The organism is Bacillus cereus group sp. BfR-BA-01522 (genome assembly GCF_022662635.1).
Lineage (GTDB): Bacteria > Bacillota > Bacilli > Bacillales > Bacillaceae_G > Bacillus_A > Bacillus_A cytotoxicus.
In genome coordinates this window covers 55,532-78,848 of the sequence record NZ_JAKUDY010000007.1, presented here as the reverse complement: position 1 = coordinate 78,848, position 23,317 = coordinate 55,532, and the positions used below count along the sequence as shown (strand labels likewise).

The window sequence follows — 23,317 nt, the reverse complement described above, 5'->3', positions numbered from 1 at the left end:
AAGGAATAGGAAATGCAATGAAAGGAATAATAGTAGTAGTTGTTTCCCTGTAACAGAGAGCTGGTGGGTGGTGTGAACCAGTACAAAAACAAGTGCGAATTACAGTCCTGGAGCATCTTTTTTGTAGTAAAGAGAAACATCTTTATGAAGGGAAAGACGGTCGATTGATCGTTAACAGTGAAGAGAGGTAGACGAAGTTAGTCTGCAACTAGGGTGGTACCGCGATAAATATCGTCCCTACTGAAGAGATCAGTAGGGCTTTTTTGTACACAGAAAAGGCGGTATCGATTTCATATGATAACGATTTAGTTTATGGATTCAGAAAATAAGGAATTTTATTTCTCTTACTATACTTTTACACATTTGAGGAGGATATGAAAATGGCAAATCATGAATTAGAACAATTACGTAAACAGGTGGATGAAATTAATTTACAGCTATTAAAGCTTTTAAATGAAAGAGGTAGAATTGTTCAAAAAATTGGTGCACAAAAGCAACTGCAAGGAACGAAGCGCTTTGATCCCGTTCGCGAGCGCGAAGTACTAGATATGATTGCGGAGCGTAATGAAGGGCCATTTGAGACATCGACGGTTCAACACATTTTCAAAACGATTTTCAAAGCAAGCTTAGAGCTTCAAGAGGACGATAACCGTAAAGCGCTTCTTGTTTCCCGTAAGAAAAAACAAGAAAATACAATTGTGGATGTAAAAGGTGAGCGATTAGGTAGTGGAACACAATCATTCATTATGGGACCTTGTGCGGTAGAAAGTTTAGAGCAAGTTCGTCAAGTTGCGCAAGCGATAAAAGAGCAAGGATTAAAATTAATGCGCGGGGGAGCGTTCAAACCGAGAACATCACCATATGATTTCCAAGGTTTAGGGGTAGAAGGATTACAAATTTTACGACAAGTGGCTGATGAGTTTGATTTAGCGATTATTAGTGAAATTTTAAATCCGAACGATGTGGAAATGGCTCTTGATTACGTTGATGTCATTCAAGTTGGGGCACGAAATATGCAAAACTTTGACTTATTAAGAGCTGTAGGAAAAGTGAATAAACCTGTATTGCTAAAAAGAGGTTTAGCAGCGACAATTGATGAGTTCATGCATGCAGCTGAATACATTATTGCACAAGGTAATGATCAAATTATTTTATGTGAACGCGGCATTCGCACATACGAAAAAGCAACTCGTAATACGTTAGATATTTCAGCAGTACCAATTTTGAAAAAAGAAACACATTTGCCAGTTGTTGTGGATGTAACACATTCAACAGGACGCAGAGATTTATTATTACCGACTGCAAAAGCAGCGTTAGCAATTGGAGCAGATGCAGTAATGGCAGAAGTACATCCAGACCCAGCTGTTGCATTATCTGACTCAGCACAGCAAATGGATATTCCAGAATTTCATAGATTCATGGAAGAGTTAAAAGAATTCAAAAATAAATTATCGTAAGTTCATATAGAATATGCGAAGAAAGGGAAACAGTAGTGTTTATCTCCCTATTTATAGAGAGCTGATGGATGGTGAAAATCAGTACAAAGATAAACATGAATTACAACCCTGGAGCATCTTTTTCGTAGTATGGAGTGAAAGGTGAGATGGGGTACCATTACTTATGGATCGCGAGTAAAAGTGAAAAAACGAAGATGCACGTATAAAGCATCTTCGTTTTTTTTATTTTTATATAGGATTATAGAGGCACTAGTTCGAATGAAAGAAGGAGGATAGGAGGCGAAAAGTATGTAAAAAGAAAAATTTTAGTTGACAATATACAAAGATGATTGGATATACCTTTAACATGTTAAATATGGTATAGTAAGTGGAGTATGTAATAAAAGTATCGAAATTGGAGGAACCAAATGATTACAGTAAGTAACGTTAGTTTGCGTTTTGCGGATCGCAAATTGTTTGAAGATGTTAACATAAAATTCACGCCGGGTAATTGCTACGGCTTAATTGGAGCAAATGGTGCTGGTAAATCAACATTTCTAAAGATTTTATCTGGAGAAATTGAGCCGACAACAGGGGATGTACATATTACGCCAGGTGAGCGTTTAGCAGTATTAAAACAGAACCACTTCGAATATGAAGAGTTTCCAGTACTAGAAACAGTTATTATGGGTCACACTCGTTTATACGAAGTGATGCAAGAGAAAAATGCGATTTATATGAAAGAAGATTTCAGTGATGAAGATGGTATGCGCGCTGCAGAGCTTGAAGGTGAGTTTGCTGAACTTAACGGCTGGGAAGCGGAATCAGAAGCTGCTATTCTTTTAAAAGGGCTTGGAATTGGTGAAGAGCTTCATGATAAGAAGATGTCTGAATTAACAGGTGCAGAGAAAGTAAAAGTATTACTGGCGCAAGCGTTATTCGGTCAACCAGATGTTCTATTATTAGATGAGCCTACCAACCACTTAGATTTAAAAGCAATTCAATGGTTAGAAAACTTTTTAATGAACTTTGAAAATACCGTTATCGTTGTATCCCATGATCGTCATTTCTTAAATAAAGTATGTACGCACATGGCTGACCTTGATTTCGGTAAAATTCAACTGTACGTTGGTAACTATGACTTCTGGTATGAATCAAGTCAATTAGCGTTAAAATTAACGCAAGATGCAAATAAGAAAAAAGAAGAGAAAATAAAAGAGTTACAAAACTTTATTGCACGCTTTAGTTCAAATGCATCAAAAGCAAAGCAAGCAACTTCTCGTAAAAAATTATTAGATAAAATTACATTAGATGATATTAAACCATCATCACGCCGTTACCCATTCGTTGGTTTCACGCCAGAACGCGAAGTAGGAAATGACTTATTAACGGTTGAAGGTCTTTCAAAAACAATTGATGGAGAAAAAGTGTTAGATAATGTGTACTTCACTTTAAATAAAGGTGATAAAGTTGCATTTATCGGACGTAACGATATTGCGATGACAACATTATTTAAAATTCTTATGGGTGAAATGGAGCCAGATAGCGGTTCGTTCAAATGGGGTGTGACAACATCTCAATCGTACTTCCCAAGAGATAATTCTGCATACTTTGAAAACAGCGAATATAATCTAGTTGAATGGCTGCGCCAATTCTCACCACAAGATGAATCTGAAAGCTTCTTACGTGGCTTCTTAGGACGTATGTTATTCTCTGGTGAAGAAGTGAAGAAGAATGTTTCTGTATTATCTGGGGGAGAAAAAGTACGTTGTATGTTATCAAAAATGATGCTAAGCGGTGCGAACGTATTGGTACTTGATGATCCAACGAACCATTTAGATCTTGAATCTATTACAGCATTAAACAACGGTTTAATCGCATTTAAAGGTACAATTTTATTTACATCTCATGACCATCAATTTGTACAAACAATTGCAAATCGTATTATTGAAGTCACACCAAATGGTGTAATCGATAAAGAAACGACTTACGATGAGTACTTAGAAAATGAAGAGCTACAAAAGCAAGTAAGCGCAATGTACCAAAATAAATAAACGGATGAAATCCCCCCTTAACTAAGAAAGTATATAGGGGGGATTTTTTATTCCGCCATTTTAAGATAGTAACAGCCAGAATATAATCAGTGGAGGGCGAATCCTCCATTGATTAAAGTTTCACTTAATCGGAAATGAAGTATGGATAGACTTTCTCTACCTATATAAATAAACCATTACCAATCCAATTGGTAATTTTGGAAATAAAAATGTTTGCGAATGGAACCGCAAAGGTTTATAGTGATGTATGTTTTCGTTACTGGATGAAGTGGAAATATTACAAATTTATTTTGTTAAATGGAAAGTAAGGTCAAAATGTTTAGTAGGAAATAGTTGAATAAATAAAAGATTCAAATTATAATTACTAATATTCTTCATATGGTTAAATAAATGAACGACATGAAGAAAATAGATAAAAAATAGAGATAGACTTATAAAAAATAAGCCTTGGATAATTAAAAGAGGTGGAGAGATGAAACAATTATTACAAAAGAGCAAACGAGTGCTAAGTAATCACTTTGGGTTCTTTATTTTTGCGGTTGTTTTATTCTGGTTGAAAACATATGCAGCATATGTGACGGAATTCAACTTAGGAATATCGAACACAATTCAAAAGTTTTTGCTTTTCTTTAACCCGTTAAGCTCAGCCATTTTGTTTCTAGGACTTGCATTATTTGCAAAAGGGAAACGATCTTATATTTTGTTGATTGTTATTAATTTGCTACTGTCAATTCTTTTGTATGCAAATGTTGTATACTATCGTTTCTTCAGCGATTTTATTACGTTTCCAACATTGACTCAAACGAATAACTTTGGGGAAATAGGCGGCAGTGTTTTAGCATTGCTACAACCGTATGATCCTCTATATTTCTTAGACACAATCGTTTTACTTGTACTTGTTTTAACAAAAGTTGCGAATCCAAAGCCAATTCGTGTTGCAAAGTATAAATTGTCACTTGTATTTATTTCAGCAATTTTAATTTTCAGCATTAATTTAGGACTGGCAGAATCTGATCGCCCGCAATTGTTAACAAGAACATTTGACCGCAACTACATTGTGAAATATTTAGGTGCTTACAATTATACCATTTATGATGGTATTCAAAGTATGAAAGCATCAACAGAACGAGCTATGGCAGATGGTGACAGTATGACAGAGGTCAGAAATTACATCGCTTCAAACTATGCAAGCCCAAGCGCAGAGTATTTTGGAAAAGGAAAAGGGATGAATGTTATCTATATTCATCTGGAATCGTTCCAAAACTTTTTAATTGATTACAAGTTAAATGGGCAAGAGGTCACACCATTTATTAACTCATTTACAAAAGATGCAAATACGTTGTATTTTGACAACTTCTTCCATCAAACGGGGCAAGGGAAAACATCGGATGCGGAATTTATGCTAGAGAATTCCATGTTTGGATTACCGCAAGGTTCTGTATTTACAACAAAATCGCATAATACGTATCAAGCAGCACCCGCTATTTTGGGGCAACAAGGATATACTTCAGCGGTGTTCCACGGTAACTACAAAACATTCTGGAACCGTGATGACATTTATAAATCATTTGGATTTAATAAATTCTTTGATGCATCATACTATGATATGAACGAGAAAGACGTTGTTAACTATGGTTTAAAAGATAAACCGTTCTTTAATGAGTCAATTCCATTATTAGAAACAGTCAAGCAACCGTTCTATACGAAGTTTATTACGCTATCAAACCATTTCCCTTATCCAATTGATAAGGAAGAAGCAACAATTGAGCCAGCAACAACAGGCGATTCATCTGTAGATACGTATTTTCAAACAGCGCGTTATCTAGATGAAGCAGTCAAAGGGTTTGTTGATTACTTGAAACAATCTGGTTTATATGACAATTCCATTATCGTAATGTATGGGGATCATTATGGTATTTCAGATAACCATAATAGAGCGATGTCACAGATTATGGGTAAGGAAATTCATTCCTTTGAAAACGCACAATTACAACGCGTACCTCTCATTGTTCGTGTGCCAGGGATAAAAGGTGGCGTTCAACATCAGTATGGCGGAGAAATCGATGTTCTCCCAACGCTATTACATTTATTAGGTATCGATACAAAGGATTATATCCAATTTGGTACAGATTTATTATCACCAGAGCACAAACAAGTCGTAGCATTCCGTAACGGTAATTACGTAAGTCCGACTGTTACTGCACTTAACGGAAGATATTATGATACAACAACTGGAGAACCAGTAGAGGTTACAGAAGAAATAAAACAAAATGAACAAATGGTTCAGCAAACACTTAAACTTTCTGACCAAGTGGTAAATGGTGATTTATTACGATTCTATACACCAGAAGGGTTCACACCTGTAGATCGTTCGAAGTACAATTATAACCATCGTGATAAAAATAAAACGAAGGTGAAAACAACGCAAGATACGAAAACAGAATAAAGTATAAATAAGAAATCCTACTCATATGAAATAAAGCATGATGAGTAGGATTTTTTATTTTAATTATGAGTCAATTAGAAAAGGAAATATGTGATTTTATATATAATAAGTATAGAGGTGCTGATTAAAGGGAGAAGAGGGATGGTATATGATGGGAATATATGTAATCTTAACAATTGGAAAAACATAACCAAGAGTTAATAGAGGTTCCAAAACATGTATCAGGGGCAGATATAGAGTTTTCAATATTTGATGAAAAAGATGCGGAAATTGTTATAAGGAAAATTCGTGCGTGTATTTGTTGCAGTGCGACATAAGGAGAGGGGAGGCTTTTGAATTCAAAGCTCTTAAGCCCCTTCATAGCAATCTATTTGGAAGGGAGAAATTATAATTTCACATACCGTATTGTGAAATTATCATAAACAAATATAAGAAAATCAGTAAGACATAAAATGAAGAAGATGAAAAAACAGTACAATTATTGCACCGTACATAAACGATAATTTGGACTTAATTTTGCAAGAAATAAGAGATACTATATTAGTAGAAGGTGATGTCAATTATCTAATTTTGCAAAGTTAGTATCTATACTTGCAAGGTGAAGAAAGAACAAGTATAGAAAGGGTGTACATCATATGATATTAGATTATCGTAGTGCTGCAATTTTGCAACAAATGATGCAAGCGGATAGCTATACTTCTGTTGATCAATTGACAGAAGTACTACAAGTGTCGAAAAGAACAATTTATTATGATATGAAAAAAGTAGATGACTGGTTAATTACCGAACATCTAGAACCGATTCAATATGTTCGTCCGTTAGGATATTGTTTAGATAAGAAAACAAAACAAAAAGTAGCTCAAAAGTTACAAGGATTGCTAACAGTTCAATATGAGTATTCTCCACAAGAACGAAAGGCGTGGCTTGCGTTATATTTATTAACGGAAGAAAAAAGAATTTTGCTGGAAGATTTAATAAAACTCATTCAAGTAAGCCGAAATACAACACTAGCTGATTTGAAAAAATTGAAAGCAGAGTTAGGAAAGTTCAAGTTATCTCTACAGTTTCACCGTAAGCAAGGGTATTACATTAAAGGAAGGGAGCAAGGGAAGCGAAATGTATTAATAGCATATCTTTCACAGTTAATTGCAAAGCATGGCTGGGAATATGTAGTTTCTCATATGAGGAACATTGTGAATCATGGAGAAGGAGAAAAGAAGCAAACAGCACAAGACAAACTTCATGTAATAAAAGGTATTTTATCGAAGTGTGAGGAATTTTTGGGCGTTCAATATACAGACGAGGTGCTTGAGAATTTAAGCGTTTACATGTATTTGTTTTGTAGCCGTATTGTGAAAGGGCGATATATTGAAATGGAGGAAACTGAGAAAGCTGTTCTCCGCGAAACAAAGCATTTTCAAGCAGCTACCTATATTGGAACACAGTTTGAAAAATTGTTATATATAAAGTTTCCAAAGGATGAGATTTATTATATTACAACGCACTTATTGGGAGCAAAAGTGAACGCGCAGCAAAAAGAATATGAAAAGAATGATGTTCACGGCATTTGGCATATTGTCGATTGCATGATACAAGATTTTCAGCATTATGCTTGTGTCATATTCCGAGATTTTACAGGTCTTGCTTCTGACTTATATTTACATATGAAGCCAGCTTTCTATCGTGTGAAATATGGAATTGAAATTAAAAATCCATTATTGCAGATAATTCGAAACAGTTATGCGGAAGTATATCATTTAACAAAAAAAGTGGTTCATCATTTTGAACAATATGTAGGGAAAGAAATTTCAGAAGATGAAATTGCGTTTATTACGATGCATTTTAGCGCTTGGATGAGGAAAGAAGGAATCGTTCCCAGTCCGAGGAAAACAGCTTTACTTGTATGTCCAAATGGTATTGGTACGTCACGTATGTTGCAATATCAGCTAGAACAATTATTCTCAAATATAGATATTTTACAAGCAATCTCAAAGAGAGAATATGAATCTAATACATTTGATGTAGATTGTATTATTACAACTACTGAATTAGAGAAGGGATTGATACCTATTTTTATGGTAAATCCCATTTTGACAGATGCTGAAAAGGCATCCTTATTTCGAAAAGTGAATGCTACTTTATTTCGTGAGGATCAAAATGATTCAGCTGATATTATTATGCAGATGATTCACAAATATGCAGATGTGAGAGATGAACATGCTTTAAAAAGGGAACTGAGAGAATTTATAAGTGGACCAGTGCATTTCGGAAGAGAGGAGAAATACAAGCCGATGTTAAACGAGTTATTAACAAAAGAATATATTCAGCTTCAAGATCATGTTGATTCTTGGGAAGGTGCAATTCGAATTGCAGCAAAGCCGCTGTTACAAACGGAATATATTTCTGAAGAATATGTGCAAGAAATGATTGCAAATGTAAAAAAATTAGGTCCTTATATTGTCATTGCACCTAAAATAGCAATTCCTCATGCACGACCTGAATCAGGTGTGAAAAAATTAGGAATGAGCTTATTGCAATTAAAAGAAAGTGTTTCATTTTCTGAAAAACAAGAGCATGCGGCTAATTTAATTATTGTATTAGCTGCTATTGATAATGAAACGCATTTGAAGGCGTTGGCCCAATTAAGTGATATGTTATCACAACCTGAAAATGTCGATCTGTTAATTCGTTCAAATTCAAAAGAACAAATGCTAGAAATGATAGCGAAGTATTCAAATTAGGAGGAAGTTAAAATGAAAAAAATCTTAGTTGTATGCGGAAATGGATTAGGAAGTAGTTTTATTGTTGAAATGAATGTGAAGAAAATACTAGATGAACTTGGTTTACAAGCGGAAGTTTCGCATACAGATTTAGCATCGAGCAAATCTGAGCAAGCGGATTTATATTTAGGATCAAAAGATATTATTTGCAATTTAGAAGATGGTGTTCGTACTGTTGCTGGATTGACAAATATTTTAGATCAAAATGAAATTAAAGAAGCATTGCAAAAACACCTCATGTAACACAGTTGAATAAAGAGAAACTTTAATCAGTGGGATGATTTGATGTCCTACTGATTCTGAGCTGAAGGGGAGCGGTGCCATGTTTGATTTGATTATGAAAGACATTTTAGGACAACCAGCTATTTTAGTTGGATTATTTGCCATGTGTGGTTTATTGTTACAAAAGAAAAACTTTGCAGATACCGTATCTGGTACGCTTAAAACGATTATGGGATTTATCGTATTAGGTGGCGGAGCTACAATATTAACAGGTTCTTTAGATATTTTTGGTAAAATGTTTGACAAGGCATTCCATATTAAAGGGATTATTCCAAATAATGAAGCAATCGTTGCAATCGCACAGCAAACGTTAGGGAAAGAAACAGCATTTATTATGGTATTTGGGATGATTGTAAATTTATTGATTGCGCGATTTACGAAACTGAAATATGTATTTTTAACAGGGCACCATACACTTTTTATGGCCTGTTTAATTTCAGCTGTATTTTCTACAGCGGGGCTAAAAGGTTTTTCACTTGTATTGATCGGATCCATTCTTTTAGGAGTACTGATGGTCATTTTTCCAGCACTATTACAGCCATATGTTAGAAAAATTACAGGTATGGATGATATTGCAATTGGACATTTTGGTTCTGTTGGTTATTTAGCGGCTGGTTTTGTTGGTAGCAAGTTTGGAAATAAAGAAAAATCTACAGAGCTAATTCAAGTACCGAAATCTTTAGGCTTTTTACGTGATACATCTGTTTCTATGTCACTAACAATGGCTGTTCTTTTCTTCATTGTTGCACCATTTGCTGGAAAGCAATTTATTGAAGCAGAGTTAAGTAATGGCCAAAACTTTTTAGTTTATTCTTTTATGCAAGCCATTACATTTGCAGCGGGAGTATATATTATTTTAGCAGGTGTTCGTATGTTAATTGCAGAAATTGTACCTGCATTTAAAGGAATTGCAGATAAGCTTGTGCCGAATGCAAAGCCAGCACTTGACTGTCCGACTATTTTCCCATTCGCACCAAACGCAGTTATTATTGGATTTTTAACAAGCTTCATTGCTGGATTACTATCTATGTTCATTTTACCTGTTATTGGTTTAAGTGTTATCGTACCAGGACTGATTCCTCATTTCTTTACAGGAGCAACAGCTGCTGTATTTGGAAATGCAACGGGAGGAAGAAGGGGAGCAATTTTAGGTTCATTTGTGAACGGATTATTAATTTCGTTCCTTCCAGCATTATTGTTGCCAGTATTAGGCGGATTAGGATTTGAAAATGCAACATTTGGTGACTCTGATTTCGCTGTTATTGGTATTTTGATTAGCGAAATTACAAAATTATTTTAACTGAGGCAGAAAGAAAAGAGACTTGATTTTCTAATAAAGAAAATCAAGTCTTTTTCAATTAGATACGATGATCATGCCAGAAGTTTAATGGGAAGTGTTCGTCCTCTTTATAGCTTTCTAACTCGTATCCTTTTTCTTTTAAGCCTTTAATAATAGCAGGCACTGCTTTTACGGATTGTGGATGAATGTCATGCATAAGAATAACTTCCGTTGGCTTGTTTGCACCAGCAAGCACGTTTTGAACAATTTGAGCAGATGCTGCATCGACTGGCATTTTATTATATTTCCAGTCTAAAGAATCAATTGTCCAGTCCCACACTTTTAAGCCGTTTTCGACTACTTTATTGCGAAGAGCTTCATTTAATCCAGGCATAGATCCGTAAGATGGGCGTGTTAAAACTGGTGATTTTCCGATAACGCCGGCAATTAAGCCCTGATCCTCTTTCATTTCATCAACGTAACGACCTTCTGTGTAAAGTTTTTTGTAGTTATGCGTCATACTGTGCATACCAACATAATGACCTTCTGCGTGTTCACGTTTAACTAAATCAGGGAATGCTTTGACATTTGAACCGATTAGGAAAAATGTAGCTTTTGCATCTTCTTTTTTCAACATATCTAAAAGTTCAGCAGTGTATTTTCCAGGACCATCGTCAAATGTTAAGTAAGCGACTTTTCGAACTTGCCCGTTATATTGCTTCGGTGCTTCTTTCGGAGCAAGAGCTGTCTGAATTTCACTTACAAGTTGAACAGATTTTGCATCATCTTCTGTACTTGCATGAACAGCATTCCCTAATCCTAAAACCATTTCGGATAAAAAAATAGCCCCGATGCAAAGTAGCAGTACCCTTTTTACTAAAGTTGTCATTGGAATTCCATTGTGCATAATTTTCCTTCTCTCTATAAAAATTCTACTCTACTATATTAGCAATTTTAGGTAGGGAAATGCAAAGAAAGTTTATAAAAATTGTATAAGATTCTTTCATTTCGTTATTGTTATATGGTTAAGTGATAAGGGCTGAATAAAAAAGATAAGATCATCACTTTAAAAATTTCACATATCGTATTGTAAAAATAAAAATAGGAAATTTAGAAATAGCGTCGAATGTTTGTATGTATATAGAGAAAAAAGGAGAGAGAGAGATGAAAGCGATTGAGGCTGCACAAAACATAATCGAAGTTCGATTTCCAAATTGTGATGTTGCTTTATTAGGAGGTAGCGTTGCAAGAGGAGAAGAAACAATAACATCAGATCTCGACATCGTTGTATTAGATAGAAAGCTGCCGTCTTGTTATCGAGAATCATTCTTTTGCAACGGTTGGCCAGTTGAGGTGTTTGTACATAATTTTGAAACCTATAAACAATATTTTAAAAGTGATTGTGAGAGGGGAAGACCAACGCTTCCTCAACTTGTTTTAGAAGGGATTATGTTAAAGGGAGAAAAGGAAATCGTGTCACATGTAAAGAAGGAAGCGCAGCAATTATTAGAGAAAGGTCCTGAAACTTGGACAGAAGAAATAATTAGAAGAAAGCGCTATTTCCTTACAGACGCATTAGATGATTTTATTGGTGCAACAAAAAGGGAGGAGGAATTGTTTATTGCAAATCTCCTAGCAGATTTATTACATGAATTTGTACTGAGAGTAAATAGACAATGGGTTGGAAATTCAAAATGGTTTTTTCGTGTGTTAAGAAAATATGATGAAACATTTGCTGAAGCGTTTGTAGCGGCGTTTGATTATTTTTATAGAACTGGAGAAAAGAGAGAGCTTATTTATTTTATTGAACAAACATTAGAGCGTTATGGAGGGAGATTGTTTGAAGGATTTTCGATTGGGAAAGATAGATAATCATAATATTATTATGTAAATTAATTGTTCGTTACTTAGTTTGATGAAGGGGTGAAAAGATATGATTCGTATTTTAACAAAAGAAGACGCGTTACAATATTGGGACTTACGTTTACAAGCATTACAAATGAGTCCAGGTGCATTTGTAACCACTTACGAAGAAGCGCTACAAAAAGAAAAACCTCTTGAAGAGATTAAGCGAAATTTAAGTTCAAATACTAGTTACACATTTGGTGCTTTTCAGAACGATAATCAACTGGTAGGGGTAGTAACGTTATTGCTAGAGCAAAAAGCGGTATATAAGCACAAGGGCCATCTTGTTGCGATGTATGTTGATCATCGAAGTAGAGGAAGAGGAATTGCGAAAGCATTAATTGAAGCATTAATAGAAAAGGCAAAAGGAATAGACATAGAGCAAATCCATTTAGGAGTCGTTTCCGATAACAACGCAGCAAAGAAACTGTATCAATCTATCGGCTTTAGAACGTATGGAATAGAAAAAAATGCGCTAAAAATGAACGGTATGTACCATGATGACGAATATATGGTGTTATTTTTGTGAAAGAAAAAGATGATAAGGAAAGATTTGTATTTTTTCAGATTTTTCTTCGAATTGATTATGCTTCATTATATAGTAGAAGAAAAGTATAAGGGATTTTAGGATGAAAGCAATTGCAGCAGGGATATTGGCATCGTTTTTTCTTTGCCTTTACGTTTATTTTAAACCCGGCAATGGATTTACAGGGAGGAAGCTGGATTTGGAGTGCTTCTTTACGTTACTACTTTATGGTTCCATTACTATTTAGGAGTAATGTATAAAGGAAACTTAAAAGACCCTTTCAATGATCGATAGTAGCTCATTGAAAGGGGAATACTACTATCTTTTGAAAAAAGATACAGAGAGAAGTGGAAGCAATTCATTTCTTCATTTTAGTCAGTAAAGTTCCCGTACACATATAGTGAAGAAAGGTGATGTACAGCATGTTAGAACGAATTGAAAACATAGGACAAAACATGGTACATATATTGAAGCTTGCAGTTGGTCCCTCGGAGCTCAGTTTACAAAAAGCAATTCATTTTTATACAAAAAAACAGCAGGCCATATTATATAAATATGGAGAGTGTGCTTGTGTTGGAATGGAACTGATAGGTGAAAACAAAGCAAGATTATGTCATATTGCTGTTTCAAAAGCGAATCGTCATCAAGGACTTGCTTCTTATATGATAAAGGAAATCATTCGAATACATCAATTAGTCTACTTAGAAGCCGAAACAGACTATGAAGCAGTTGAGTTTTATAGAAAATGTGGATGGATTATTACAAGCTTAGGAGAAAAATATCCAGGTGTGGAAAGATTTCAGTGTTATTGGGAATGAATATTTCTTACATCTGAGCTGCTTGAGTAAAATAGGTATTTCGTTTTTATCCACAATAGGCGAGAATACTCCCACCTCAAGGAATGTGAAGGGCGTAGCCCAATGAGTAGGTGGGAGATGAATCGCCTTCGGATAGGGCGTGGTTTGTGCCACGTTAACGATCCGACACACGTAAACCTTTGCGGATAAGTTCATAAACTGCACCCGCAAAACTTGAGATATAGTTTTCCTTTTGATACTTTTCGATTTCTGCTACTAAATCAGCAGGGAACTTAATTAATTTTGAAATACGTTTCATGTTTTTCACTACCCTTTCAGTATATACTCGACATATTCTATATATTAAATATATAATTAGTGTATACCGAGAAGGAGGTAGAAATCAATGTTGGTCAAAAAGGCATATAAATTCCGTATCTACCCGAATAAAGAACAAGAAATACTGATTGCGAAAACAATCGGATGTTCTCGGTTTGTATTCAATCACTTTTTAGAGAAGTGGAATAACGTATACAAAGAGACAGGCAAAGGATTAACATATAATTCTTGTTCAGATAAACTCACACAGTTGAAAAAGGAATTAGTATGGCTAAAAGAAGTTGATAGCATTGCCCTTCAATCATCACTGAAAAACCTTGCTGATTCGTATACTCGATTCTTCAAGAAACAAAACAAAGCACCACGTTTCAAGTCTAAAAAGAATAAAGTGCAATCCTACACAACAAAGCATGTGAATGGAAATATTGCCATTGTAGACAACAAAATCAAGTTACCTAAACTTGGATTTGTTAGGTTTGCGAAAAGTCGTGAAGTAGAAGGACGAATTCTTCATGCTACAATGAGAAGAAATCCAAGTGGTAAGTATTTTGTATCCATTCTTGCTGAAACAAACGTTCAAGGACTTCCTAAAACTGGGTCGTCTGTTGGTGTGGATGTGGGTCTGAAAGATTTTGCGATTCTTTCAACGGGAGAAGTATTTAGCAATCCTAAATGGTTTCGCAAACTGGAAGAAAAATTAGCGAAAGCACAGCGTGTTCTTTCCAGACGACAGGAATTGGCATTAAAACGAAAATGTAAACTGGATGAAGCAAAAAACTATCAAAAGCAAAAACATAAAGTAGCTCGCATCCATGAGAACATCACGAATGCAAGAACAGACTATTTGCAAAAAATCTCTACTTATATTGTCAAAAACCACGACATCATTGGTATGGAAGATTTGCAAGTGTCAAATATGTTGAAGAATCATAAGTTAGCTAAAGTCATTAGTGAAGTGAGTTGGTCGCAATTCAGAACGATGTTAGCGTACAAGGCAAGATGGTACGGTAAACAAGTAGTTACTGTATCTAAAACATTTGCAAGTTCTCAATTGTGTTCAGTTTGTGGCTACCAAAATAAAGACGTTAAGAATCTTAAACTTAGAGAATGGACTTGCCCTAAATGTAATAGTCATCACGATAGAGATATTAACGCAGGACAAAATCTTAAAAATGAAGCAATAAGACTTCTAACCGTAGGGACTACGGGGATATCCTAATCAATAACTAACCGATAGGTTGGTGTTCTTAGGAATCTCCCACTTCAAACAGACCGTAAGGTCGTTAAGTGGTGAGTAGTTCAACATTGTTTCATTATAACGAGGAATGAGTGTAAAAATACATCCCCCCCTGAATCATGGGCTTTTTTAAGTGTCCACGATTCGGGGTACAGTTTAAATGAATTGATAGGCAATCTTTTTTGGCATATATATCTAAAATTTTGATTTCCACATTTACCTAATTTGTTATACTGAAAGGAATAACAAAAGAAAAGGAGACATTGCCTTTGATGAAATTTTTAGTTTTAGCAATTCTTACATTATTTTTAATTCCATGGACAAGAAAAACACTTCGTACAGTGGATCAAAAAAATGCTGAGACAATTATAAAAAAGAAGGCTGCACCTATTTTAGTCATTCCAATTTTTCTTTGGATTGGCATTGCAATCTATGAATATTTTTGGCTAATCGATAACCGTGTAGACTCGATTCTTACGCATTACACGGTTGTTATTGCTGTGCTCATTGGAGTTGTTCTCGTGTTGCAAGGTAGAAGAGGAAGATTAGAAGTTCAGGTGAAAGTAAGTGTAATGCTTGTTTTACTTTTAGCTTACGGCTATTTTGCTTATGTACATGATATCGTAATCTCACAAAATAAATATGATTCTGTTATAAAGGTCGAAAAAGATATTTCAGAGCCTTTCACAGAAAATGATCAACCGTTTACCGTTCCACCGAAAACAGCGGAAAATAAGATGAAGAAGGTATTTGGTGATATTCCAAAGGTAGCCTACTTTGAATTAGGAGAACTTACTCCACAAATGGTAGATGGGAAAGCTTTATATGTGGCTCCAATTGAGGTTTCGGGATTTTTTAAGGCACGCAAGGCAGGAACGATTCCTGGTTATGTGACGATGTCAGGTACAAATCCTGATGCGGAAGCGAAATTACATCTTGGGTATAAAATGAAATATGTACCAAGTATGTTTTTTGGTAATCATTTAGAACGTGTTGTTCGAAAGGCAGAGCCAAATCTTATTTTTAAAGGGAAACCGAAGTTTGAAATAGATGATAAAGGAAAACCGTATTATACAATGACATACGGTGAATTTATTTCTGGGCGATCTGGCTTTAAAGTAAAAGGCGTTGTCGTTGTGGATGCACAAACAGGTGATGTAAAGCGATATGATAAAGGGAAAGCGCCTAAATTTATTGATGGTGTGTTAAATCATGAAACGGCATCACTATTAAACACGTACTTTGGTAAGTTTGTACATGGTTTTTGGAATACGAAATTTTCTCAAAGTGATGTGAAGATTCCAACTGAATGGGGAACAAAAGAAGGGGTAACACCAATCTTTGGGAAGGACGGGACATTATATTACTTTACTGATTTTACTTCTCCAAAAGAAGGTGTCGATTCTGCTTTAGGTTATTCATTAGTAGATGCACGTACAGGGAAGCTGTATTACTATAATGGAAAAGAAGTAAAAGGAATTATGGATGGCTCAGCTGCGACAGAGGTAGTAGATAATTCTTTTAAGAGAGAGAAATGGCACGGAACGATGCCGGTTATTTATAATGTGTATGGGAAACCTTCTTGGATTGTACCTGTTATTGATGATGGCGGTTTAGTGCGAGCACATACGGTGATTTATGCTTCCAATGCAAAAATATTTGCGACAGGTTCCACTCAAAAAGAAGCGCTGGACAAATATAAGAGTGTGCTAACGGGAAGTGGAGGTTCATTCCGCCCGACTTCTAGCGGAAAAGAAGCACAAAAAGAAGGGATTGTACAGCGTGTTTATAAGGAGAAATCAGGAGAAAATACGCTTGTCTTCATCTTATTAGAAAATGAGAACAAAGTATTTATGGTTTCTGCAAAAGACTTCCCGTATGCGATGTTTACCGAAGTGGGAGATTCCATTAAAATGGCGTATTTGGACACAGGGGAAACGATGTCTTCGGTATCTAAATTCACAAATGAAAATTTAAAAAAGTAAAGCGATAGATTTTCTATCGCTTTTTTTATGTTATAAAAAGGAAAGTAGCATATACTTGACGTATCTGTATTGGTGTAACTATAATTGTTACGTTTATTTAAGATATATCAATTTAACCTTATATTTATAGTAGAAAGGATGAATCTTACAAGTGAATGAAATGAATCACGGTGTATATAAGCCTGTAAAAACAAACAGGTTTTGGATGATTATTGTTTTAGGGACACTCACAGCAATTGGCCCATTATCTATTGATATGTACTTGCCTTCATTGCCAAAATTAATGGGGGATTTGCAAACGAGTGCCTCCCTTGCTCAGCTTACACTAACAGCATGTTTGCTCGGACTTTCAGTAGGACAATTATTTGTTGGTTCTATTAGTGATATTTATGGACGGCGCAAACCTTTGATTATTGCCCTTATTATTTATGTAGCATCTTCTTTACTTTGTGCGGTTGCTCCATCTATTTGGATTCTAGTGCTATTACGGTTTCTGCAAGGAGCTTCAGGTTCAGCGGGTATTGTCATATCCCGTGCGATGGTACGTGATATGTATACAGGCCCTGAGATGACAAAGTTCTTTTCGTTACTTATGTTAGTAAACGGGGCAGCGCCTATTTTGGCGCCTATTATTGGTGGACAATTGTTGCAATTTACTTCATGGCACGGTGTATTTATTGTTCTTGGCGCAATCAGTATTTGTATGTTAATATCAGTTATTTTTGTACTGCGTGAAACATTGCCATTAGAAGAAAGGATAACAGGAGGCGTAGCAGGGACGCTGTCGGTCTATGGGAAGTTATTGAAAGACCGCTTATTTATGGGGTATGCCGTATCACAAGGGTTCGTTTCAGCGGCGATGTTTGCTTATATTTCTGGATCGCCGTTTGTATTACAAAATATATATGGGGCATCGCCACAAGCATTTAGCTTATTTTTTGCGATTAACGGAATCGGTATTATTATTGCCAGTCAAATTACGGGCCGCTTGGCAGGAAAGGTAAGTGAAAAAGCGTTGTTTGTAGTAGGTATTGGAATTGCGGCTGTTGGAGGTACTTCCTTACTACTTACGATTGTATTTGGAATTGGATTAATCGGTGTATTATGTTCTTTATTTCTTGTTGTATCGAGTGTTGGTGTTGTATCAACAACAGGTTTTTCACTTGCGATGAGAAATCAAAAACAAGCGGCTGGAACGGCTGCTGCATTACTTGGTCTGCTACAATTTATCTCCGGGGCACTTGTTGCACCTTTAGTAGGTATCGGGGGAAGTAATACAGCGCTTCCTATGGGTGTTGTTATTGCGTTATGTGAAGCAGGTGCCGTTTTATATTATTTACTCATGGCAAGGCCTAGTGAAAGAAAACTTGTATTGCCGGAAAAACAAGATATAGACGCATAAAAAAGAGGTGGTTCAAACATAAATTGAATCACCTCTTTTCATATTATAACTATGGTGAGATTGGTTGCATAAAGTGACGATACTGTGACAAAAATGATGGTATGCACACAGAAAATGACGGTCAAAAGTGCAAAGTGTGAAGTGTTCTCGTTATAATAACAAGTGGAGATATGATGTAAGTTTCTATAGAAAGATTGTCAGGTAGATAAAAGGAGAGTAAAAGATGAAGAAAATATGGGGCGCAGCCTTGCTTGGGAGCATGCTGCTTTTAGCAGGGTGCGGTGGAAATCAACATACAAAGGAAACAAAAGAAAATGTGCAACAATCAGCAGATGAGAAAGAAGCTATGAAGGTATATCAAGATGTACATAAAAAGTATGATGAGAAAATGAATAAGGAATTAAATCAATCTGTACAATTATGGGGGCAAGCGAAGGAAAAAGGCGGGAAATCGATAGCTAACAAGCAGTTTAAAGAAGATGTTCAGAAAGTAACAAAGAGCATGTTAGAAGATATTGAGCATATTCGCACAGAAATTCGCGTACCAAAGTCAAAAGAACAAGAGCATAAGTTATATGAAGGTTTCTTAAATGAAACAGAACAAGCGATGAAAAAGTTAGATCAATTAGCAAAAGAAGAAGATTCATCATTAATTCGTGATATAGAAGTTCATTTTTCAACAGCTTCTACATACTATAAACGTTTCCAAAAAGAAGCACAAAACTAACCTTGCAATATGCAAGGTTAGTTTTGTATATGGCAGATTCTTTCTTGTCGAAATGTCGATAGAATGGAAAGCTAGATATTTCCTGTTAAGTAAAAATATAAAAACTGATTTTTCTAAAAATACCCATTTGGATTGACTTTTTGTTTTTTCAGAATTATAATTCGAAATATACAATTCAAAGTAAAGAATAATATAGTCATTTACTTATCCAGAGAGGTAGAGGGACTGGCCCTATGAAACCTCAGCAGCGGGTTCTGAAAGAAGAATACCGTGCTAATTCCAGCAAGCAACCAAAGCTTGAAAGATAAGTGATAGGCATAGGATAGATTAAAAAGCCTTGATCTTATTTTTTAAGATCAAGGCTTTTTATATTGCGGATAAGGAGAGGAATTGGCAAAAAACCGCGAATAAAACAAAGTAAATTTATATGTTTAGGGGGTTATTTTCGTGTATGTTGTAAAGAAACTATCAGTTATGGTGTTTACACTATGGGTTATTGTTACAGCTACTTTTTTAATCATGCATATTATACCTGGTGATCCGTTTTCATCAGATGCAAAGATTTTTCCTGAGGAAGTTGTCCAAAATATGAGGGCTAAATATCATCTTGATGAACCTTTATGGAATCAATATGTAGCGTATTTGGATGGGATTATTCATTTTGACTTTGGAGAATCTGTTCAGTCAACGGGTCAAGGAGTGGCAGAAATCATAACAACTGGCTTTGGACCATCTGCTGTTATTGGATTACAAGCATTTGTTATTTCGTTGTTAGTTGGAATTGCAGCTGGAACGTTTGCGGCTTTATATCATGGGAAAATCATTGACTATAGTGTGAGTCTACTAGCGATTTTAGGGATCTCAATCCCAAGTTTCATCTTAGCACCGTTATTTATTCAGGTGTTTGCAATTCAACTTGAGCTGCTTCCGGTTGCCTCTTGGGGAACATTTGCTCATACTGTATTACCTTCCTTTGCGTTAGCGCTTGGGCCAATTGCTGTTATTACAAGATTTGTTCGTTCGAATATGATTGAAGTTTTACAAAGTGAGTATATTAAACTAGCACGTGCAAAAGGAATACCACTTCGAACAATTATTATAAGACATGCGCTTCGAAATGCGATTGTTCCGGTTCTTACTTTTGTCGGACCACTTATGGCTGGTTTGTTAACAGGAACCTTCGTGATTGAGAAAATATTTTCCATTCCAGGGTTAGGAAAATATTTTGTAGATAGTATTTTTAACCGAGATTATCCAGTTATCATGGGAACCACTATTTTCTATAGTGCACTGCTCATTATATGTATTTTCGTTACGGATATCATTCATCGCATGATTGATCCGCGCATTCGTTCTATTACGTGAGGAGGGAAATTAAAATGGGGGCTTACGAAATCGATGATCAGCTATTGACGGCTGAAGATAAGAAAGCATTAACTGCTAATAAAGAACAGCAAATGATTAGTCGGAAAAAGGAAGTATTTCAAAAACTCATATCAAACCCAATAGCAATTATAGGGGGAGTCACTTTACTTTTAATCGTTATTTTTTCTCTTATCGGAGAAAGTTTAACGCCATATAGTGCAAATGAGCAAATAAAAGAAGCAACAAACCTCCAACCAAGTAGTGAGCATTGGTTCGGTACAGATGATTTAGGAAGAGATATTTGGGCACGAACATGGGCTGGTGGAAAAATTTCATTAGCAGTCGGATTGATCGCAGCAGCTCTTGATATCGGATTAGGTGTACTGATTGGTGGCTTTAGTGGATATGTGAGAGGGCGTAATCGTCTCGGTACGTTAATTGATGAGTGGATTGTAAGAGGAATCGAAGTGATGTATGGTATACCGTATTTATTAATTGTTATTTTACTATTAATTGTTATGAAGCCAGGACTGTTTACAATTATTCTTGCTCTTGCATTAACAGGTTGGATTGGAATGGCACGACTTGTACGAGCGCAAGTGCTTTCATTAAAACAAAAAGAATTTGTCATTGCTGCTGAGAGATTAGGAACATCTCATATGAAAATTATTTATAAACACCTAATTCCGAATTTAACAGGGATTATTATTGTGAATTTATCTTTTACGATTCCAGCTGCCATTTTCTCAGAATCATTTTTAAGTTTTATCGGATTGGGTGTACAATCGCCAGCAGCAAGTTGGGGAACGATGACAAACGATGCACTAGGAACATTATTAAGTGGGGAATGGTGGCAGCTGTTTTTCCCAGCGATAATGATTGCATTAATTATGTTTGCTTTTAATGCGATTGGAGATGGTTTGCAGGATGCAATTGATCCAAAAATTGTGAAACAAAATCGAAAGGGGAAAAAACATGGGGCAGCTCTTATCTTTAGAAAACGTAACGTTAGCCGTTGAAAAAGAGGATCGTAAACAACCGATTGTAAAACATGTTTCTTTTTCCATTCATGAAGGTGAAATAGTTGCACTTGTGGGAGAAAGTGGTTCGGGAAAAAGTGTAACAGCACAATCGATTATTGGCTTAAACCAAGAGTCAATTCGCACTGAGGAAGGGAAAATTTCTTTTCAAAATAGCGAATTAACAAACTTGCAAGAAGCTGAATGGAATCACATACGGGGAAAAGATATTTCTTTTATATTTCAGGACCCGCTTTCATCATTAAATCCAACAATGAAAGTAGGAAAACAGATTACAGAAGTAATCTTGCAGCATGAAAAGAAATCAAAGAAAGAAGCAAAAGCAATTGCGATTCAGTTATTAAATGATTTAGGCATACATGAAGCAGAACAGCGTTTCGAGCAATACCCCTATCAACTAAGTGGCGGTATGAGGCAGCGCATTTGTTTAGCAATTGCATTTGCTTGTCACCCAAAACTCGTCATTGCAGATGAGCCAACAACAGCGCTGGATGTAACAATTCAAAAACAAATTATGGAGTTATTAAAAGAGAGAAAAGAAAAACAACATACAAGTATTCTATTAATTACACATGACCTTGCGCTTGTACGTGAAGTAGCAGATCGAGTTGTTGTTATGTATGGCGGCCGTGTTGTAGAAAAAGGAATGATTCAAGAAGTCATTGAGTCACCGAAGCATCCGTATACAAAAAGTTTATTACAAGCTATTCCGAATATGGACGATTCAGAAAAGGTATTGCGGGCGATTGATGGAACAACACCATCGCTTGAAATATTAAATAGTTTTGGATGCCCGTTTGTGAACCGATGCCCAGTTGCGATGAAAGAATGTATTCATCGTTTCCCAGAGAAAACAGTATTTTCGCCGGAACATAGTTCATTCTGCTGGAAACATATTATTGAGCAGCGTAAAGGGAAAGCGAAAGAGAAGGTGAGTGCTTCATGACGACAGAGTTCATTACAGTAAAACAGGTTACGAAAATATATGGGAGTAAGGAGAAGGGGCTTGCTGCGCTGAAAGATATATCACTATCCATTTCAAAGGGAACTACACTTGGCATTATTGGAGAAAGTGGTTCAGGAAAAACAACGCTTGGTAAGTTAATAGCTGGTATTGAAAAACCTTCATCAGGAGAGATTGCTTATAACGGTCAAATTGTCCATGCGCTTAATCGGAAAGAAAAGCGAGATTTTTTACAAAAAGTACAATTTATTTTTCAAGATTCCACCGCAGCTTTAAATCCGCGGTGGAAGATTCGAGATAGTGTTGCAGAAGGATATATCTCGTTTGGGTTAGGCGATAAGAAGGAGAAGGATAAAGTTGCTGGTGATGCGTTAGAACGCGTCGGATTAGATAGAAGGTATATCGAGCGCTATCCGCATGAATTTAGCGGTGGGCAACGTCAACGGATCGCTATTGCTAGGGCGCTTATATGTGAGCCTGAAGTACTAATACTAGATGAACCGATTTCAGCATTGGATGTTTCCTTGCAAATTCAAATTGTTCATTTCTTGCAGCAAATTCAAAGAGAACAAGGTTATACATATTTATTTATTGCTCACGATTTACCGATGGTTCATTATTTATGTGAAAAAGTAGCTGTTATGTACAAAGGAGAACTTGTTGAATTTGGAGATACGGATGAAGTATTCCGTAATCCACAACATTTTTATACAAAAACATTGTTAGAATCGACACCAAAAATTTCAGGCTAAA

19 protein-coding genes, 1 pseudogene, 1 riboswitch and 1 other annotated feature are annotated in these 23,317 nt (G+C 35.8%); of the genes and pseudogenes, 18 read left to right on the top strand and 2 right to left on the bottom strand.

From position 1 onward, the window contains the following. The first annotated feature begins 8 nt into the window (after positions 1 to 8). Positions 9 to 242: a binding site (T-box leader), on the top strand. A 138-nt stretch (positions 243 to 380) separates the two neighbouring features. The 6 genes from MR059_RS12160 (at position 381) to MR059_RS12135 (ending at position 10,298) form a co-directional block, all read left to right on the top strand. Then, positions 381 to 1,457: a bifunctional 3-deoxy-7-phosphoheptulonate synthase/chorismate mutase gene (locus tag MR059_RS12160; protein ID WP_242161774.1), complete on the top strand. Its 1,077-nt coding sequence runs from the start codon at positions 381 to 383 to the stop codon at positions 1,455 to 1,457. 407 nt (positions 1,458 to 1,864) lie between these two features. Continuing rightward, positions 1,865 to 3,490 (top strand): ABC-F family ATP-binding cassette domain-containing protein, encoded by a 1,626-nt coding sequence (locus MR059_RS12155; RefSeq protein ID WP_012094478.1) that lies wholly within the window; start codon positions 1,865 to 1,867, stop codon positions 3,488 to 3,490. Between the two features lie 472 nt (positions 3,491 to 3,962). Next, positions 3,963 to 5,936, top strand: coding sequence for a lipoteichoic acid synthase (gene ltaS, locus MR059_RS12150; RefSeq protein WP_012094477.1), 1,974 nt, complete (start codon positions 3,963 to 3,965; stop codon positions 5,934 to 5,936). Between the two features lie 635 nt (positions 5,937 to 6,571). After that, positions 6,572 to 8,677: a BglG family transcription antiterminator gene (locus MR059_RS12145; protein WP_242161773.1), complete on the top strand. Its 2,106-nt coding sequence runs from the start codon at positions 6,572 to 6,574 to the stop codon at positions 8,675 to 8,677. A 12-nt stretch (positions 8,678 to 8,689) separates the two neighbouring features. Continuing rightward, positions 8,690 to 8,959, top strand: coding sequence for a PTS sugar transporter subunit IIB (locus tag MR059_RS12140; RefSeq protein ID WP_012094475.1), 270 nt, complete (start codon positions 8,690 to 8,692; stop codon positions 8,957 to 8,959). Positions 8,960 to 9,038: 79 nt separating this feature from the next. Continuing rightward, entirely contained in the window at positions 9,039 to 10,298 is a 1,260-nt protein-coding gene (locus MR059_RS12135; protein WP_242161772.1) for a PTS ascorbate transporter subunit IIC, read from the top strand. Positions 10,299 to 10,356: 58 nt separating this feature from the next. On the opposite strand, the gene MR059_RS12130 is transcribed toward MR059_RS12135, so the two are convergent. Then, on the bottom strand, positions 10,357 to 11,184 hold the full coding sequence (locus tag MR059_RS12130; protein WP_012094473.1) for a peptidoglycan-N-acetylglucosamine deacetylase: 828 nt from the start codon (positions 11,182 to 11,184) through the stop codon (positions 10,357 to 10,359). Between the two features lie 257 nt (positions 11,185 to 11,441). Here MR059_RS12130 and MR059_RS12125 point away from each other — a divergent pair, with 257 nt between their 5' ends. The 4 genes and pseudogenes from MR059_RS12125 (at position 11,442) to MR059_RS12110 (ending at position 13,526) form a co-directional block, all read left to right on the top strand. Continuing rightward, positions 11,442 to 12,149 (top strand): nucleotidyltransferase domain-containing protein, encoded by a 708-nt coding sequence (locus MR059_RS12125; protein ID WP_242161771.1) that lies wholly within the window; start codon positions 11,442 to 11,444, stop codon positions 12,147 to 12,149. A gap of 61 nt (positions 12,150 to 12,210) precedes the next feature. Next, positions 12,211 to 12,711, top strand: a complete 501-nt coding sequence (locus MR059_RS12120) for a GNAT family N-acetyltransferase (RefSeq protein ID WP_012094471.1) — start codon at positions 12,211 to 12,213, stop codon at positions 12,709 to 12,711. 100 nt (positions 12,712 to 12,811) lie between these two features. Then, a pseudogene (locus MR059_RS12115) lies at positions 12,812 to 12,990 on the top strand (multidrug resistance efflux transporter family protein); the annotation flags it as partial. 140 nt (positions 12,991 to 13,130) lie between these two features. Then, positions 13,131 to 13,526: a GNAT family N-acetyltransferase gene (locus MR059_RS12110; RefSeq protein WP_242161770.1), complete on the top strand. Its 396-nt coding sequence runs from the start codon at positions 13,131 to 13,133 to the stop codon at positions 13,524 to 13,526. Between the two features lie 154 nt (positions 13,527 to 13,680). Here MR059_RS12110 and MR059_RS12105 read toward each other — a convergent pair whose 3' ends face one another. Then, positions 13,681 to 13,824 (bottom strand): hypothetical protein, encoded by a 144-nt coding sequence (locus tag MR059_RS12105; protein ID WP_164468619.1) that lies wholly within the window; start codon positions 13,822 to 13,824, stop codon positions 13,681 to 13,683. A gap of 87 nt (positions 13,825 to 13,911) precedes the next feature. Here MR059_RS12105 and tnpB point away from each other — a divergent pair, with 87 nt between their 5' ends. The 8 genes from tnpB to MR059_RS12065 all read left to right on the top strand — a co-directional run bounded on the left by tnpB (position 13,912) and on the right by MR059_RS12065 (position 23,316). Then, a complete protein-coding gene (gene tnpB, locus MR059_RS12100; RefSeq protein ID WP_242161769.1) occupies positions 13,912 to 15,063 on the top strand; it encodes an IS200/IS605 family element RNA-guided endonuclease TnpB in 1,152 nt (383 codons plus the stop codon). Positions 15,064 to 15,353: 290 nt separating this feature from the next. Then, entirely contained in the window at positions 15,354 to 17,066 is a 1,713-nt protein-coding gene (locus MR059_RS12095) for a DUF3981 domain-containing protein (RefSeq protein ID WP_140388377.1), read from the top strand. Positions 17,067 to 17,208: 142 nt separating this feature from the next. Continuing rightward, positions 17,209 to 18,468, top strand: a complete 1,260-nt coding sequence (locus MR059_RS12090) for a multidrug effflux MFS transporter (RefSeq protein WP_048721225.1) — start codon at positions 17,209 to 17,211, stop codon at positions 18,466 to 18,468. Between the two features lie 223 nt (positions 18,469 to 18,691). Continuing rightward, positions 18,692 to 19,195, top strand: coding sequence for a hypothetical protein (locus tag MR059_RS12085; protein ID WP_011983314.1), 504 nt, complete (start codon positions 18,692 to 18,694; stop codon positions 19,193 to 19,195). A 201-nt stretch (positions 19,196 to 19,396) separates the two neighbouring features. Continuing rightward, positions 19,397 to 19,506, top strand: a riboswitch (SAM riboswitch). Positions 19,507 to 19,642: 136 nt separating this feature from the next. Beyond that, a complete protein-coding gene (locus MR059_RS12080; RefSeq protein WP_011983315.1) occupies positions 19,643 to 20,560 on the top strand; it encodes an ABC transporter permease in 918 nt (305 codons plus the stop codon). 14 nt (positions 20,561 to 20,574) lie between these two features. Further along, complete coding sequence (locus tag MR059_RS12075; protein WP_048721233.1) at positions 20,575 to 21,579, top strand: ABC transporter permease; 1,005 nt, start codon at positions 20,575 to 20,577, stop codon at positions 21,577 to 21,579. Further along, a complete protein-coding gene (locus MR059_RS12070) occupies positions 21,536 to 22,546 on the top strand; it encodes an ABC transporter ATP-binding protein (RefSeq protein ID WP_048721236.1) in 1,011 nt (336 codons plus the stop codon). Before MR059_RS12075 ends, MR059_RS12070 begins: the two co-directional genes overlap by 44 nt. Next, positions 22,543 to 23,316, top strand: coding sequence for an ABC transporter ATP-binding protein (locus tag MR059_RS12065; protein WP_242161768.1), 774 nt, complete (start codon positions 22,543 to 22,545; stop codon positions 23,314 to 23,316). The genes MR059_RS12070 and MR059_RS12065 overlap by 4 nt, the downstream gene beginning before the upstream one ends. The last annotated feature ends 1 nt before the right edge of the window (position 23,317 follow it).

What these genes read in the sequence shown, in the direction of transcription:
- MR059_RS12160 (WP_242161774.1), top strand. Translation starts at nt 381, where the DNA reads ATGGCAAATCATGAATTAGAACAATTACGTAAACAGGTGGATGAAATT.
- MR059_RS12155 (WP_012094478.1), top strand. Translation starts at nt 1,865, where the DNA reads ATGATTACAGTAAGTAACGTTAGTTTGCGTTTTGCGGATCGCAAATTG.
- ltaS (WP_012094477.1), top strand. Translation starts at nt 3,963, where the DNA reads ATGAAACAATTATTACAAAAGAGCAAACGAGTGCTAAGTAATCACTTT.
- MR059_RS12145 (WP_242161773.1), top strand. Translation starts at nt 6,572, where the DNA reads ATGATATTAGATTATCGTAGTGCTGCAATTTTGCAACAAATGATGCAA.
- MR059_RS12140 (WP_012094475.1), top strand. Translation starts at nt 8,690, where the DNA reads ATGAAAAAAATCTTAGTTGTATGCGGAAATGGATTAGGAAGTAGTTTT.
- MR059_RS12135 (WP_242161772.1), top strand. Translation starts at nt 9,039, where the DNA reads ATGTTTGATTTGATTATGAAAGACATTTTAGGACAACCAGCTATTTTA.
- MR059_RS12130 (WP_012094473.1), bottom strand. Translation starts at nt 11,184, where the DNA reads ATGCACAATGGAATTCCAATGACAACTTTAGTAAAAAGGGTACTGCTA.
- MR059_RS12125 (WP_242161771.1), top strand. Translation starts at nt 11,442, where the DNA reads ATGAAAGCGATTGAGGCTGCACAAAACATAATCGAAGTTCGATTTCCA.
- MR059_RS12120 (WP_012094471.1), top strand. Translation starts at nt 12,211, where the DNA reads ATGATTCGTATTTTAACAAAAGAAGACGCGTTACAATATTGGGACTTA.
- MR059_RS12110 (WP_242161770.1), top strand. Translation starts at nt 13,131, where the DNA reads ATGTTAGAACGAATTGAAAACATAGGACAAAACATGGTACATATATTG.
- MR059_RS12105 (WP_164468619.1), bottom strand. Translation starts at nt 13,824, where the DNA reads ATGAAACGTATTTCAAAATTAATTAAGTTCCCTGCTGATTTAGTAGCA.
- tnpB (WP_242161769.1), top strand. Translation starts at nt 13,912, where the DNA reads ATGTTGGTCAAAAAGGCATATAAATTCCGTATCTACCCGAATAAAGAA.
- MR059_RS12095 (WP_140388377.1), top strand. Translation starts at nt 15,354, where the DNA reads ATGAAATTTTTAGTTTTAGCAATTCTTACATTATTTTTAATTCCATGG.
- MR059_RS12085 (WP_011983314.1), top strand. Translation starts at nt 18,692, where the DNA reads ATGAAGAAAATATGGGGCGCAGCCTTGCTTGGGAGCATGCTGCTTTTA.
- MR059_RS12075 (WP_048721233.1), top strand. Translation starts at nt 20,575, where the DNA reads ATGGGGGCTTACGAAATCGATGATCAGCTATTGACGGCTGAAGATAAG.
- MR059_RS12070 (WP_048721236.1), top strand. Translation starts at nt 21,536, where the DNA reads ATGGGGCAGCTCTTATCTTTAGAAAACGTAACGTTAGCCGTTGAAAAA.
- MR059_RS12065 (WP_242161768.1), top strand. Translation starts at nt 22,543, where the DNA reads ATGACGACAGAGTTCATTACAGTAAAACAGGTTACGAAAATATATGGG.